Source organism: Rhizobium rhizoryzae, from assembly GCF_011046895.1.
Classification (GTDB): Bacteria; Pseudomonadota; Alphaproteobacteria; order Rhizobiales; family Rhizobiaceae; genus Neorhizobium; species Neorhizobium rhizoryzae.
In genome coordinates this window covers 1,887,665-1,901,168 of the sequence record NZ_CP049250.1, presented here as the reverse complement: position 1 = coordinate 1,901,168, position 13,504 = coordinate 1,887,665, and the positions used below count along the sequence as shown (strand labels likewise).

Below are 13,504 nucleotides of genomic sequence, written 5' to 3'. Positions count from 1 at the left end.
CAGCATTCACGCCGAGTGAAAAGGCAGATAGCGCTGAAGATTAATCTTCAAACGGATCGGTCACAAGTATTGTGTCGTCCCGTTCCGGACTGGTTGACAGAAGTGCGACCGGTGCACCGATCAGCTCTTCCACCTGACGAACATATTTGATGGCCTGAGCCGGAAGATCCGCCCATCTGCGCGCACCAACAGTCGACTCTTTCCAGCCTTCAAGCGTAATATAAATTGGCTCCACCCGGGCCTGGGCTGCCTGGGCTGCGGGCAGATAATCGATTTCCTGACCGTCGAGCTTGTAGCCGACGCAGATCTTCAATTCATCCAGACCGTCCAGCACATCCAGCTTGGTCAGCGCGATGCCGGTAATACCGTTCGTGGCGACCGACTGGCGCACAAGCGCCGCATCGAACCAGCCACACCGACGCTTACGCCCGGTAACTGTGCCAAATTCATGACCACGCTCGCCCAGGAACTGTCCGATTTCATCGGTGAGCTCGGTCGGGAACGGACCTTCGCCAACGCGCGTCGTGTAGGCCTTGGTAATCCCGAGGATATAACCGAGCGATCCCGGACCCATGCCGGAACCGGCAGCAGCCTGACCGGCAACGGTGTTGGAAGAGGTCACGAAGGGGTACGTGCCATGGTCGATGTCGAGAAGCGAGCCCTGTGCACCTTCGAACAGAATACGCGAACCCTTGCGGCGCTCCTTGTCCAGCAGACGCCAGACCGAATCCATGAAAGGAAGAACGCGCTCCGCAATCGAAGTCAGTTCTTCCATGATGGCGGAATGTTCGACTTCCGGCGCACCGAAACCACGGCGCAGCGCATTGTGATGCGTCAGGATGCGGTCGACCTTGGCGTCGAGCGCGTCGAGATCGGCGAGATCCATGACCCGGATCGCGCGGCGACCGACCTTGTCTTCATAGGCCGGGCCGATGCCGCGGCGGGTGGTGCCGATCTTCGTGCCGCTGTTGGAGGCCGCATCTTCGCGCATGCCGTCCAGTTCGCGGTGGATGGAAAGAATAAGCGTCGCATTTTCCGCGATACGCAGGTTTTCCGGGGTCACTTCGACGCCCTGGTCCTTCAGGCGGCCCATTTCCGCAATCAGCGCATGCGGATCGACGACAACGCCATTGCCGATGACAGCCATCTTGCCCGGACGCACGACGCCAGAAGGCAGCAGCGAGAGCTTGTAGCTGACGCCATCGATAACGAGCGTATGCCCGGCATTATGGCCGCCCTGGAAGCGCACAACGATATCTGCACGTTCAGAAAGCCAGTCGACAATCTTGCCCTTGCCTTCGTCACCCCATTGCGAACCGATTACCACGACATTCGTCATTTCTGAGCTTTCCTGCTGTGCCGCGGGCCTTTCACCCGCTCAAACCGGCGCATCTATACTGTGTCATTTAGCGGAAAGCGACCCGTTTATGCGTTGATAGACCGTTTTTGCGTGACATATCACAAACTGAAAGGCTATCTCCCCTGCCAGAGGAGCGGGCAACGACGCCATGTCCGCATCCATTCGGGAGCCGGAATTGCATATCAGAGCGTATTTTTTCCTCACCATTGCAGCACTCTGTTGGGGTGGCAATGCTGTTGTCGGCAAGCTTGCCATTGGCCATGTAAGCCCGATGATGCTGACCTTGTGGCGCTGGGCCTTTGCTTGCGCCATCATTTTTGCAATCTCCATTCCGCAGTTGAAAAAGGATTGGCCCGTCGCGCGCCAGCATCTGCCGCTTCTGTTTACGCTGGGCGCCATCGGCTATACTCTCTTCAACGTGCTCCTGTACTCTGCCGTACACTACACGACGGCTATCAATGCCACGATCGAACAGGCGGCCATTCCCTTTCTGATCTTCCTGGCCAATCTGATTCTCTTTCGCATCCGCATCTCGATAGCCCAGGTGCTGGGCTTTTCGCTGACCCTTGTCGGCGTTGCCCTCACGGCTTCGCATGGCGATCTGAAAAGCCTGCTTGCGCTTGAGATGAATTTTGGCGACGTGCTGATGCTGGGCGCAATTGTTGGCTACGCCGCCTATACGATCCTGCTGCGCTGGCGCCCGCCCATTGACTGGCGCACGCTGATGGCAATCCCGGCGCTTGCTGCCCTCATCTGCACCATCCCCCTGGTCGGCTGGGAAATCTCGCGCGGCACCGCCATCTGGCCAGATGCACCCGGCTGGCTTGCTGTGCTTTACACGGCCCTCTTTGCCTCGCTGGTGGCCCAGATCTTTTATGTCCAGGGCATCGTTCATATCGGCGCCAACCGGGCGGGCCTGTTCATCAATCTCGTTCCGGTGTTCGGCACGCTGCTCTCCGTCATCATTCTGGGTGAGGAACTTGCAGCCTTTCACGTGATTGCCTTGGTGCTGGCACTCGGCGGCATCGCGATTGCCGAACGCTGGAAACCGAAGCAAACCTGACGAAGCTGGCATCAGCGAACGCAAAAAAGCAGCGAGCCGCACGGAATTTGGCGCTTTTCGTGCGCGGTGCCTTTGGCTTAAGCCATGGCTATTCGATTACGAGGAGCCGCGCCATGGCCAAGCCATTTTACTGGAATGAGTTGAACACCCGCGACTTCGCGAAGCTGGATGCGGAAAAGACAATCGCCATCCTGCCGCTGGCCTCCACCGAACAGCACGGGCCGCATCTGCCCGTTGCCACCGATGTGGCCATTGCCAACGGCATGCTGGCGGAACTGAAGAACCAGCGACCGGACGATCTCGATATTCTCGTTCTTCCCACGCAGGAAATCGGCAAGGCCAATGAACATATCTATGGTCCGGGCACGCTTTCCTACGGCGCCGACCTTCTGATCCCCATGTGGACGGCAATCGGTGAAAAGGTTTCGCAGGCAGGCGTGAAAAAGCTGGTCATGGTCAATTCCCATGGCGGCAATCTGGACATCATGAGCATCGTCTCGCGCGAGATGCGCGTGCGCTTCGGCATGGCCGCGGTTGCAACCCAGTGGGGTCGCTTCGGCCACCCGGAAGGCATGGTCAGCGCGCACGAGCAGGCTTTCGGCATTCATGGCGGCGACGTGGAAACATCGCTGATGCTCTACTTCCGGCCAGAGCTTGTGCATATGGAACATGCGCAGAATTTCGAATCGAAAGCCGAATGGATGAAGAGCCGATCGCGCTTCCTGCAACCCCTTCCGCCCCACTCGCTGGCGTGGATCGCCCATGACCTCAACCCGGACGGCGTGGTCGGTAATGCCGCCAATGGCACCGCCTCGAAGGGCGAAGCCATTTGCAAACATCAGGTGGCCGGCTTCATAGAGCTGCTGCAGGATCTGCAGAACTATCCGCTTTCGAACCTCTACACGCCGTGATCAATCCCGCTGCGAAACAGCACTGCCCTGCTTCGGCACATGGCCCTTTGCCTCCAGTTCCGCAACGATCTGCGTCAGCTCGGCCAGCAGAAACTCGATGAACAGGCTGGTTGCCGTATCCAGCGTGGCGCGCGAACGGGCAAACAGCTTCATCGGCTGGTGACGGCGATAGCTTTCCGTCAGCGGACGAAACACAAGCTCGCCGCGCTGGCATTCGCCAATCACATCGAGCGGGTTGAGGAATGTCAGCCCCACGCCCTTTTTCACCAGATAGCGCAGCGTCTCAGGCCCTGCTGATTCTACGACAGGCTCCACCGGAACCGGCAATGGTGCCAGAATGAGGTTGATCATGTTGCGCAGGCTCATTCCCGGCTGGGCCAGCACGAGCGGTTCCTGCACCACTTTGACGAGGTCGATCGGTCCCGCCTCCTTCGCCAGCCGATGATCCGGCGGTAGCACGACCCCGATGGGTATGTCGAAAGTCGCAATCGTTCTGAGGCCTGGTATCGCCGGAATATTGAAGCCGATGCCGATATCCACCTCACCGGCAAGAACAGGATTGGCCGTCGTCGTCGCACCGTCAATCGCCAGCTGGATGCGCACCCGCGGATGGCTTTCCACGAATTTGGCGACGATCTCCGGAAGCGGCCCCGCCGCCAGCCCGACAGTGGAGATGAGTGACACCCGCCCCGCCTGCGGCATCTTCAAACCGCGCACGCGCGTTTCCAGCTTGTCATAGGCCTTCAACACATCGCGAATATGTTCGATGCACAATTCACCGGCAGCCGTGAGTTTGAGGCCGCGCGGCAGGCGTTCGAAAATCGGCACGCCCAACTCTTCTTCCAGTGCCAGGATCTGACGATTGATGGCAGAAGAGGCGACATTCAGATGCGCCGCCGCCTTCCGAATGGAGCCACAACGGGCAATTTCGTCAATATATTGAAGCTTGCGCGAATGTAACATGGGGTCAACCTGCTGCTTAAGCTTTCATCACTGCGTGGCCCTTGGGCAAACATTTGGCGAGCGATGCCGGAAAGGCATCAATCCGAGCGAATTTTGATGCTTTTCAAAGCGCAATTGCAATGGCTGAAATGCAGAAAAGGAAGTCGTTGACGGCTTACCTCACCAAAAAAGGGAACAGACGGATGGATCAGCACATGATGTCGAAAACCGGGCTTGCCGCACTGGCCATGGGATTGATGCTGGCGGGCACCGGCCCCGCGCTTGCCCTCGATGAGGTTTCCTATGGCACCAACTGGCTGGCGCAGGCAGAACACGGCGGTTTCTATCAGGCCGTAGCCGATGGCACCTACGAGAAGCACGGCCTGAAGGTGAAGATCATCCAGGGCGGTCCGAATGCTGCCAACCGCTCGCTGCTGATTGCGGGCAAGGTGGATTTCTACATGGGCGGCCCGCTGGGCGACATGGATGCCGTCAAGGAAGGCATTCCGATGATTTCGGTCGCCTCGATCTTCCAGAAGGACCCGCAGGTTCTGCTGGCGCATCCCAATGCTGGCGTGGAGAAGTTCGAGGATCTGGCCAAGCTCGATACCATCTTCATGGGCAAGGACGGCTACGTCACCTATTTCGAATGGATGAAGAAGAACTTCAAGGGCTTCAAGGAAGAGCAGTACAAGCCCTATACCTTCAACCCGGCGCCGTTCATTGCAGACAAGAAGTCTGCCCAGCAGGGCTATCTGACCTCGGAACCCTACGAGATCGAGAAACAGGCCGGTTGGGCACCGAAGGTGTTTCTGCTGGCTGACGCGGGTTACAGCCCCTACTCCACCATGATCACCACCACTCAAGGCATGATCGACAAGAAGCCGGATGTGGTGCAGCGCTTCGTCGATGCCTCCATCGAAGGCTGGTACAACTATATCTACGGCGACAACAAGAAGGCCAACGAACTGATCAAGAAGGACAATCCGGAAATGACGGATGGCCAGATCGCCTATTCCATCAAGAAGATGAAGGAATACGGCATTCTGGAATCCGGCGAGGCTCTGACCAAAGGCATCGGCTGCATGACGGATGCGCGCTACAAGCAGTTCTTCGATGAGATGGTGCAGATCAACGCGCTGCCGAAGGATCTGGATTACAAGAAGGCCTACACCACCAAGTTCGTCTGCAAGGGCGTTGGCATGGCGCTGAAGAAATAAATTCGCTGGCACATGTTACCCCCCTCTGTCCTGCCGGACATCTCCCTCTCAAGGGGGGAGATTTGCAAATGGCACCCTCTTCGCCACCCATCATCGCGAGCATCCTGAACGAAGCGATAGACTGGGAAATAGCATCCTGCGAAGACAAGGGTTTTGGTAGGAAGAGAGCAGGAGCCAAACATCGATCTCCCCCCTTGAGGGGGAGATGTCCGGCAGGACAGAGGGGGGGGTGACTACACCCGTTTGTCGTCTGCAAGAATACCGAAAAACCGACCTCCTGATCGCGTGACGGAATGACAGATTTGCAATCGCCTGAAGCCTCGCCACCCAGCACTCCGCACAAGCGCCCGCTCGTGGTGATGACGAATGTCTCGAAAAGCTTCTCCAGCGGCACGCTTGCGCTGTCGGATATGTCGCTGACCGTCGCTGGCGGTGAGTTCGTCAGCCTGCTCGGCCCCTCCGGCTGCGGCAAATCCACGGCGCTACGCATCATATCCGGTCTGGGTGACGTGACGACCGGCAGCATCGACTGGCCAAGTTCCCGCATCAACGCCAAGGGCCTGCCGGAAGGCGACATCTCATTCGTGTTTCAGGAACCGACGCTGATGCCCTGGCAGACGGTGTTCGGCAATGTCTACCTTCCCTTGAGATTGCGAGGCGTTTCCAAAGCTCAGGCGAGCGATGAAATCATGGCAGCGCTGGAAACCGTGGGCCTCAAGGATTTCGCCAAGGCCTATCCGCGGGAGCTGTCCGGCGGCATGAAGATGCGCGTTTCCATCGCCCGCGCGCTCGTGACCAAGCCGAAGCTGCTGCTGATGGACGAACCCTTCGCGGCACTCGACGAGATTACGCGCCAGAAGCTGAACGATGATGTGCTGCGCCTGTGGCGGGAAACCGGCATCACCGTCATCTTCGTCACCCACTCCGTGTTCGAAAGCGCCTATCTTTCCAATCGCATCGTGGTGATGAAGGCGCGTCCGGGGCGCGTGCATGCGGATTTCCCGCTGGAAACCAGCCTCGAGCGCGGGCCGCTCTACCGCACATCGGAAGAATATCGCGCCGCCTGCGAGAAAGTCTCGGCCTCTCTTCTCGAAGCGATGGGGCCCGGTGCCGCCATGGAGATGCACTGATGAATGCCGCGTCACCCTCCCTCGCCCGCCAGCACCGCGAAACGGTCCTGCGCGTCTTGATCCCCGTCGGCGTGGTTGTGGCCTTGATCCTCATCTGGCACCTGACGGTGACGCTCTCCGGCGTGCCGCAATATATTCTGCCAAGCCCGGGCGCCGTGGCCGGGGCAATGGTGAAAGACTGGGGCACGCTCGCCCCGGCGCTCTGGGTCACGACGCAGATTACGCTGGCGGCGCTCGCGCTGGCGCTGATCGGCGGGGTGGGTATCGCCGTCTTCCTCATCCAGTCGAAATGGATCGAGACGGCCTTCTATCCCATTGCCGTCATCCTTCAGGTCACGCCGATCGTCGCCATCGCGCCGCTGATCCTGATCTATGCGCCGACGACACAGGTGGCGCTGCTTGTCTGCGCCTTTCTCGTCGCCTTCTTCCCCATTCTCTCCAACATGGTGCAGGGGTTGAAGAGCGTCGATCACAACCTCCTGAACCTGTTCGATCTCTATGGCGCCTCTCGCTGGCAGACGCTGATCTATCTGAAGCTCCCGGCATCGCTTCCTTACTTCATGACCGGCCTACGCATTGGTGGCGGCCTGTCGCTGATTGCCGCGGTGGTGGCGGAGTTTGCAGCCGGTTCCGCCGGTGCCGGTTCTGGCCTCGCTTTCCGTCTTCTGGAAGCGCAGTATCGACTGAACATTCCACGCCTGTTCGCGGCACTGATCCTCTTGTCCGTCCTTGGCGTTGTGATCTTCGGTATCACCTCTTTCATCGCCTGGCTCAGTCTTCACCGCTGGCATGAAAGCAGCCTGAAAAGAGAAAACTGATGAGCTTTTGCGAACTGCCCGACGCCCCCCATTTCGTGCTGGCCAACGCCACCCTGCCCGCCGTGACGGTGGAAGGCTTTTCTGGCCCCGCAAAAGAAGGGCTTGTGACTGCCGACCTGGTGATCGGCGATGGCAAGGTGGAAAGCGTGCTTTCCCCCGGCACAGCGCCCGCTGCCCTGCCCAGCCTCGACATGCGCGACGGCATGGTCTGGCCCTGCCTGGTGGATATGCACACGCATCTGGACAAGGGCCATATCTGGGAGCGTCGGCGCAACCCGGATGGCTCTTTCATGGGCGCGTTGGAAAATGTCGGCGCAGATCGCGCTGCCAACTGGTCAGCTGATGACGTGCGCGCGCGCATGGAGTTCTCACTGAAGACGGCCTATGCCCACGGCACGAAGCTGATCCGCACGCATCTGGACAGCATTCCGCCGCAGCACGGCATTTCCTTCGAGGTTTTTTCGGAGCTGAAGCACGACTGGAAGGACAGGATCGCCCTGCAAGCCGTGGCCCTGTTGCCCCTGGAATCAGTCCTCGATGAAACCGTTTTCGGCGATATCGTTGCGGTCACCAAGCGCCACGGCGGTCTCTTGGGCGGTGCGACACGCATTCTGCCGGATTTCGAAAAGATCCTGGAAACGCTGTTTCGCGCAGCTGCCGACAACGGTCTAGACATTGATCTCCATGTGGACGAGACGGAAGACAAGCAGGTCCTGACGCTGAAGACCATTGCCGAAACAAAGCTGAAAACCGGCTTCGACGGTGCGGTCACCGTCGGCCATTGCTGCTCGCTGGCACGACAGGATGATGATCTCGCCAAGCAAACGATAGATCTCGTGGCCAAGGCCGGACTTTCGGTTGTCTCGCTGCCCATGTGCAACATGTATCTGCAGGATCGCCATGCAGGCAGAACGCCGCGCTGGCGGGGCGTAACGCTGTTTCACGAACTGGCAGCAGCGGGCGTGAAGACTGCCGTGGCCTCCGACAACACCCGTGACCCCTTCTACGCCTATGGCGATCTGGATGGCGTGGAAGTGTTCCGCGAATCCGTACGCATTCTCCACCTCGACCATCCGCTGGATACGGCAGCGCGCGTGGTAACCACCACCCCGGCCGACATTCTCGGAAGACCTGACATTGGCCGCATCAAGCCGGGTGGACCGGCAGACCTCATTCTGTTCAGCGCCCGTCGCTGGAGCGAGTTTCTTTCCCGTCCGCAGGCGGACCGCATCGTAATGCGGAATGGCATGGGCATCGACCGCCGCCTGCCGGATTATCGTGACCTTGACCCAATCCTGATGAAGTGAGCGCCATGGCCGATTACGCAAAGATCAAACAGGAACTGGAAGGCATCGCGGTAGAAGATAATCCGGCTCTGGTGCGCCAGAAAAGCCGCGATTTCTACTGGTACTCTCCAATCCTGAAAGAAGAGCTGGACAGCGTGACGGGTGATCTGGTGGTTTCCCCCACCACGGAAGAAGAGGTTATCCGCACGCTGAAAGTAGCCTTTGCCCATGGCGTACCGGTAACGCCACGCGGTGCAGGAACCGGCAATTATGGTCAGGCCATGCCGCTGTCCGGCGGCATCGTGCTCAACCTCATCAACATGAACAAGGTGAAGGAAATTCACCCCGGCCGCGTGATCTGCGAACCCGGCATCATCATCGCCGAACTCGACCGGCAGACGAAGGCCCATTCCGGGCAAGAGCTTCGTTTCCATCCCTCGACTGCACAGACGGCGACGATTGGCGGCTTCATCGCCGGCGGTTCCGGTGGCGTCGGCTCCATCCACTGGGGCGGTCTCCGCGATCTCGGCAACATCCTTAGACTTCGCGTCGTGACCATGGAAGCAGAGCCGCGTGTGCTGGAACTGACGGCCTGGGATCTCCAGAAGGTCAGCCATGCCTATGGCACCAATGGCATTATCACCGAGGTGGAAATGCCGCTCGCACCCGCCTATGACTGGGTGGATGTGCTGGTGGGCTATGATGATTTCATGGATGCAGTGCGCTTTGCCGATACGCTGGCCCATAAGAACGGGCTGCTGCTGAAGGAAATCGCGCCGATTGCAGCCCCTATCCCCTATGACTACTTCCCACGCCACAAGCCGTTCATCCGTCATCGCGGCCAGTCCATTGTCGTGGTGATGATTGCGCCGCATGCCATCGATGCGTTTACGGCACTGACGGAGCGTATGAAGGGCGAAATCCTCTTCCGCTCCGACAAGGTGGAAAGCATGAAGGGCATACCACATGCTTATGAGCTTGGCTGGAACCACACGACGCTGCGCGCCCTGAAGGTCGATCCGAGCTTTACCTATCTTCAGGTCCAGTACCCAAGTCCGGATCACGTGGCGAAGGTGGGCAAGATGGTGGAAATCTTCGGCGATGAAGTTCCGGGCCATCTGGAATTCATCAAGTTCGATGGCAACATCCAGTGCGCCGGTCTGCCGCTCGTGCGCTACACCACGAAGGAACGGCTGGAAGAGATCATCAAGATCCATGAGGATCACGGCTGCCCGATCTTCAACCCGCACCGCTATACGCTGGAAGAAGGCGGCATGAAGCAGACGGACGAGGTACAGCTTGCCTTCAAGAAGGAAACCGATCCGAAGGGCCTGCTGAACCCCGGCAAGATGATTGCCTGGGAGAACCCGGATTTCGATTTCAAGGCGGGCAAGAACTACCTCTTCCCCGGCCTTCAGTCCTTTGCCGAAGCGGGGGAGTAAAACGCTCAGCATCGCGTCATAGAAGCACCCCCCTCTGCCCTGCCGGGCATCTCCCCCTCAAGGGGGGAGATTGGCAAGGAGCGATCGCTCGTCCAGCTTGCCAACTGTCTTTGCCGCGCCCGCCCAGCCTGACGGAGAGCGGTCGGGAGCCGCAAATCGATCTCCCCCTTGAGGGGGAGATGTCCGGCAGGACAGAGGGGGTCGTTTACAAAAGGAATTCAGGAACAAAAGATAAGCCACCGCCACCACAACACCATTCCGAAGGTACTCCCGGCCGGAGCAGATCCGGCTCATGAATATGGCGGTTTCTTTGCCTCGGCTGGGCGGCGAGGCAGGAAACCGCTGGGACAAACGGCGCGGAAGTCTTTGATCTGGCCTCCAGCAGGAGGCCGCAAGATTTGGAGCTTTGACTCATGCGCGTTCTTGTTCTGCATTCCCACCCTGTCGAAGAAAGCTTCGGCAAATCCCTGTTTCGCCTGACCTGCGACAGCCTTCGCCATGCAGGCCATGAGGTGGACGCTTGCGATCTCTATGCCGAGGGTTTCGATCCCGTGCTGAGCGCGGAGGGACGGCGGATCTATCATGATTATCCGCAGAACATGGCGGGGTTGGAAACCTATGTGGAACGCCTTCTGAAGGCGGAGGGCCTCGTCATTTGCACGCCGATCTGGAACTTCGGTTTCCCGGCCATGCTGAAGGGCTACTTCGACCGCGTCTGGCTGCCGGGTGTTTCCTTCGATCTCAAGGAAGGAAAACTGATCCCGACGCTGCGGCACATTCGCAAACTTTCCGCCGTTGTGACCTATGGCGCCACACCCATGCGTGCCTTTCTGGCAGGCAATCCGCCGAAGAAGATCGTAACCCGCGTGATGCGGGTGCAGATCAAGCCTGGCGCGCCCGTTTCCTATCTCGCCCATTATGACATGAACAATTGCACGGATGAGACGCGCGCCGCCTTCATGGCCCGCGTCAAGGCGCATATGGAAGCCTTCTGAACACGAGTTCGGGAGGGCGCAATCCGTAAAGGTTTAGTTAAAACTTAGCTGTCATGGTTCTGTCAGATCGAGAGGACCAGCGATGCGTTATGCGTTTTTCATCGCCCTTCTCTTTCTTGCTGGCTGCGGAACAGCGCCAAGCAGGATTGATAATGCGTGTGCAATCTTCAAGCAGCGCGACGGGCTCTTCAACAACTGGGCACGAGAAGCACGACATGCTTCCCGCCAATATGGCGTGCCTGTACCGGTCTTGATGGCCACGATTTACACTGAATCCAGCTTCCGGGCCTATGCACGGCCGAAGCGGACGTATCTGCTCGGATTCATTCCGTGGAGCAGGCCGTCCACAGCTTACGGCTACGCACAGGCGCTGGATGGCACTTGGGCGGTCTACAAGCGCGAAACCGGCAGCTGGGGCGCAAGCCGCAGTAATTTCGGCGATAGCATTCACTTCGTCGGCTGGTATCACAACAAGAGCAACAAGCGGAACGGCATAGCGCTCAATGATACCTATCGCCTCTATCTTGCCTATTACGCGGGACACAAAGGCTATGAGCGCGGCCAGTTCACCTCGGCCATTCGTGCAGCAGCCCAGCGCTCCGCAGGCATAGCCGAACGTTATGAGCGGCAATTGCGCGCCTGTGGTTATTGACCCTTCACGAAATCCGCAAAGCTCACGCAAAATGCTTGTTTCATAAACTTTTCTTGTGATCCGGGCGTGCGGATTTGTTTAACCGCAAGGTTGCGACGGTTGCGATCATATCCATGTCATCTGCACGGCACAGCATGAACGTGCCCAATGCGGAGAGACGATATGCCAACGATTCAGCCACAGATCCATTCTCTCGGTGACAGCAGAGCCGGTTCTACCGAGATGGCGGCGCTTTACGCCGAGCTTCTTTCCTTGCGCGAAGAGGTGGCCGAGGAAGCGGGCGCAGCGTTTACCGAGCAGTTGCAGGCTAAGGATCTGGACGCCTCCGAAACCCGGCGTACCCTGAACCTCCTGCATTATCTTGCCCTGCGCAGGCGTGATCTGCGCCCCTTGCAAAGGCGGCTGATGGTGCAGGGTCTTTCTTCGCTGGGGCGTCTGGAAGGGCGCGTTCTGCCGACGCTGGATGCCGTGCTGGCAACGCTTGCCCCTCACGCCGACACGACGACACCACACGCCAGACCGAACGAAGACACTTTCTTTTTCGGCGAAGCTGCTCTGGCGCGTGAAGCCGAGCGCCTGCTGGGTGCCGCCCCTGCCCACCGGCGCGGCCGTATTATGGTAACGCTGCCGGGCGATGCTGCGGGAAGGCCGGAATTCATCGAGGATCTGGTCCGCCGTGGCATGAACATCGCTCGTATCAACAGCGCCCATGACGATCCCGAATGCTGGCTTGCCATGGCGGGGCATGTGCGGGCGGCGGCGCAAAAATTCGGTTCGCCCGTCAAGATCCTCATGGATATCGCAGGCCCGAAGATCCGAACGGAAAAAGTGCTGCCGGAGAAGAAGCTCAAGCTGCAACTGGGCGACATGCTGCGACTGGTGGCCAATGGCGAGCCCTTTCTCGATAACGAGGTCAAGGCATCCGCGTCTGTCTCCCTGCCGGAAATCGTAACCCGCCTTTCGATCGGAGATCGGGTCCGCTACGACGATGGCAAGCTGGAAGGCACCGTGGAGGCGCTGACCCGCGGTGAGGCACTCATCCGCGTCAACCGTTGCAAGACCGGCGGAACCCGCCTGAAGCCCGAGAAGGGTCTGAACCTGCCGGATACGGTGCTGGGCCTCTCTCCCCTGACCGCCAAGGATGAAACCGACTTGGCCACCGTCGTCACCTGCGCCGACATGATCGGCTATTCCTTCGTCAGCAGGCCGGAGGACATTGATCTGCTGGAGGCAGCCCTTGAGAAACTACCGCCCCGGAAGACGCCGCTTGGGCTGGTTGCCAAGATCGAGCATCCGCAGGCGGTTCACAATCTCCCGGCACTCATTGCCGCTGCCGCCGGCTCGCACCGCCCCTTCGGCGTCATGATTGCCCGTGGCGATCTGGCGGCGGAACTGGGTTTCGAGCGCGTGGCGGAAATGCAGGAGGAAATCCTCTGGATCTGCGAGGCAGCATCCGTTCCCACAATTTGGGCCACGCAGGTTCTGGAAGATCTGGTCAAGGACGGCCTTCCCTCCCGCGGCGAAATGACGGATGCCGCGATGGCCGCCCGCGCCGAATGCGTGATGCTGAACAAAGGACCAGCTGTGGCCGAGGCCGTCGAACTGCTGGACTATTTGCTCGCCAAGATGGACGAGCACATGGTCAAGAAGACGCCGATGCTGCGGGCGTTGAACTCGTGGTAATT

At 59.2% G+C, this 13,504-nt stretch carries 12 protein-coding genes; 10 read left to right on the top strand and 2 right to left on the bottom strand.

The window, feature by feature from the left end:
* Window positions 1-40: 40 nt before the first annotated feature.
* Entirely contained in the window at window positions 41-1,339 is a 1,299-nt protein-coding gene (locus tag G6N80_RS15105; RefSeq protein WP_062555533.1) for an adenylosuccinate synthase, read from the bottom strand.
* A 169-nt stretch (window positions 1,340-1,508) separates the two neighbouring features.
* Between G6N80_RS15105 and G6N80_RS15100 the strand changes: the two genes are divergently transcribed.
* Both G6N80_RS15100 and G6N80_RS15095 read left to right on the top strand, forming a co-directional pair.
* A complete protein-coding gene (locus G6N80_RS15100) occupies window positions 1,509-2,423 on the top strand; it encodes a DMT family transporter (protein ID WP_062555534.1) in 915 nt (304 codons plus the stop codon).
* Window positions 2,424-2,536: 113 nt separating this feature from the next.
* Entirely contained in the window at window positions 2,537-3,334 is a 798-nt protein-coding gene (locus G6N80_RS15095; RefSeq protein WP_165134961.1) for a creatininase family protein, read from the top strand.
* On the opposite strand, the gene G6N80_RS15090 is transcribed toward G6N80_RS15095, so the two are convergent.
* Window positions 3,335-4,297 carry a LysR family transcriptional regulator gene (locus G6N80_RS15090; protein ID WP_062555536.1) on the bottom strand — a complete coding sequence of 321 codons (963 nt, stop codon included), beginning with the start codon at window positions 4,295-4,297 and terminating at the stop codon, window positions 3,335-3,337.
* 197 nt (window positions 4,298-4,494) lie between these two features.
* On the opposite strand from G6N80_RS15090, the gene G6N80_RS15085 reads away from it, so the two are divergent.
* The 8 genes from G6N80_RS15085 (at window position 4,495) to G6N80_RS15050 (ending at window position 13,502) form a co-directional block, all read left to right on the top strand.
* Complete coding sequence (locus G6N80_RS15085; RefSeq protein WP_376748566.1) at window positions 4,495-5,496, top strand: ABC transporter substrate-binding protein; 1,002 nt, start codon at window positions 4,495-4,497, stop codon at window positions 5,494-5,496.
* Window positions 5,497-5,789: 293 nt separating this feature from the next.
* Window positions 5,790-6,626, top strand: coding sequence for an ABC transporter ATP-binding protein (locus G6N80_RS15080; protein ID WP_062555537.1), 837 nt, complete (start codon window positions 5,790-5,792; stop codon window positions 6,624-6,626).
* Window positions 6,626-7,444, top strand: coding sequence for an ABC transporter permease (locus G6N80_RS15075; RefSeq protein ID WP_165134955.1), 819 nt, complete (start codon window positions 6,626-6,628; stop codon window positions 7,442-7,444). The genes G6N80_RS15080 and G6N80_RS15075 overlap by 1 nt, the downstream gene beginning before the upstream one ends.
* On the top strand, window positions 7,444-8,751 hold the full coding sequence (locus G6N80_RS15070) for a cytosine deaminase (protein WP_165134952.1): 1,308 nt from the start codon (window positions 7,444-7,446) through the stop codon (window positions 8,749-8,751). The genes G6N80_RS15075 and G6N80_RS15070 overlap by 1 nt, the downstream gene beginning before the upstream one ends.
* A gap of 5 nt (window positions 8,752-8,756) precedes the next feature.
* Window positions 8,757-10,172 carry an FAD-binding oxidoreductase gene (locus G6N80_RS15065; protein WP_062555540.1) on the top strand — a complete coding sequence of 472 codons (1,416 nt, stop codon included), beginning with the start codon at window positions 8,757-8,759 and terminating at the stop codon, window positions 10,170-10,172.
* Window positions 10,173-10,585: 413 nt separating this feature from the next.
* Window positions 10,586-11,167, top strand: coding sequence for an NAD(P)H-dependent oxidoreductase (locus G6N80_RS15060; protein WP_062555541.1), 582 nt, complete (start codon window positions 10,586-10,588; stop codon window positions 11,165-11,167).
* A gap of 82 nt (window positions 11,168-11,249) precedes the next feature.
* Window positions 11,250-11,819: a transglycosylase SLT domain-containing protein gene (locus G6N80_RS15055; protein WP_062555542.1), complete on the top strand. Its 570-nt coding sequence runs from the start codon at window positions 11,250-11,252 to the stop codon at window positions 11,817-11,819.
* 162 nt (window positions 11,820-11,981) lie between these two features.
* Entirely contained in the window at window positions 11,982-13,502 is a 1,521-nt protein-coding gene (locus G6N80_RS15050) for a pyruvate kinase (protein ID WP_246251416.1), read from the top strand.
* The last annotated feature ends 2 nt before the right edge of the window (window positions 13,503-13,504 follow it).

Excerpts from the sequence above, each read along its gene's own strand:
- G6N80_RS15105 (WP_062555533.1), bottom strand. The coding sequence starts at position 1,339 with ATGACGAATGTCGTGGTAATCGGTTCGCAATGGGGTGACGAAGGCAAG.
- G6N80_RS15100 (WP_062555534.1), top strand. The coding sequence starts at position 1,509 with ATGTCCGCATCCATTCGGGAGCCGGAATTGCATATCAGAGCGTATTTT.
- G6N80_RS15095 (WP_165134961.1), top strand. The coding sequence starts at position 2,537 with ATGGCCAAGCCATTTTACTGGAATGAGTTGAACACCCGCGACTTCGCG.
- G6N80_RS15090 (WP_062555536.1), bottom strand. The coding sequence starts at position 4,297 with ATGTTACATTCGCGCAAGCTTCAATATATTGACGAAATTGCCCGTTGT.
- G6N80_RS15085 (WP_376748566.1), top strand. The coding sequence starts at position 4,495 with ATGTCGAAAACCGGGCTTGCCGCACTGGCCATGGGATTGATGCTGGCG.
- G6N80_RS15080 (WP_062555537.1), top strand. The coding sequence starts at position 5,790 with ATGACAGATTTGCAATCGCCTGAAGCCTCGCCACCCAGCACTCCGCAC.
- G6N80_RS15075 (WP_165134955.1), top strand. The coding sequence starts at position 6,626 with ATGAATGCCGCGTCACCCTCCCTCGCCCGCCAGCACCGCGAAACGGTC.
- G6N80_RS15070 (WP_165134952.1), top strand. The coding sequence starts at position 7,444 with ATGAGCTTTTGCGAACTGCCCGACGCCCCCCATTTCGTGCTGGCCAAC.
- G6N80_RS15065 (WP_062555540.1), top strand. The coding sequence starts at position 8,757 with ATGGCCGATTACGCAAAGATCAAACAGGAACTGGAAGGCATCGCGGTA.
- G6N80_RS15060 (WP_062555541.1), top strand. The coding sequence starts at position 10,586 with ATGCGCGTTCTTGTTCTGCATTCCCACCCTGTCGAAGAAAGCTTCGGC.
- G6N80_RS15055 (WP_062555542.1), top strand. The coding sequence starts at position 11,250 with ATGCGTTATGCGTTTTTCATCGCCCTTCTCTTTCTTGCTGGCTGCGGA.
- G6N80_RS15050 (WP_246251416.1), top strand. The coding sequence starts at position 11,982 with ATGCCAACGATTCAGCCACAGATCCATTCTCTCGGTGACAGCAGAGCC.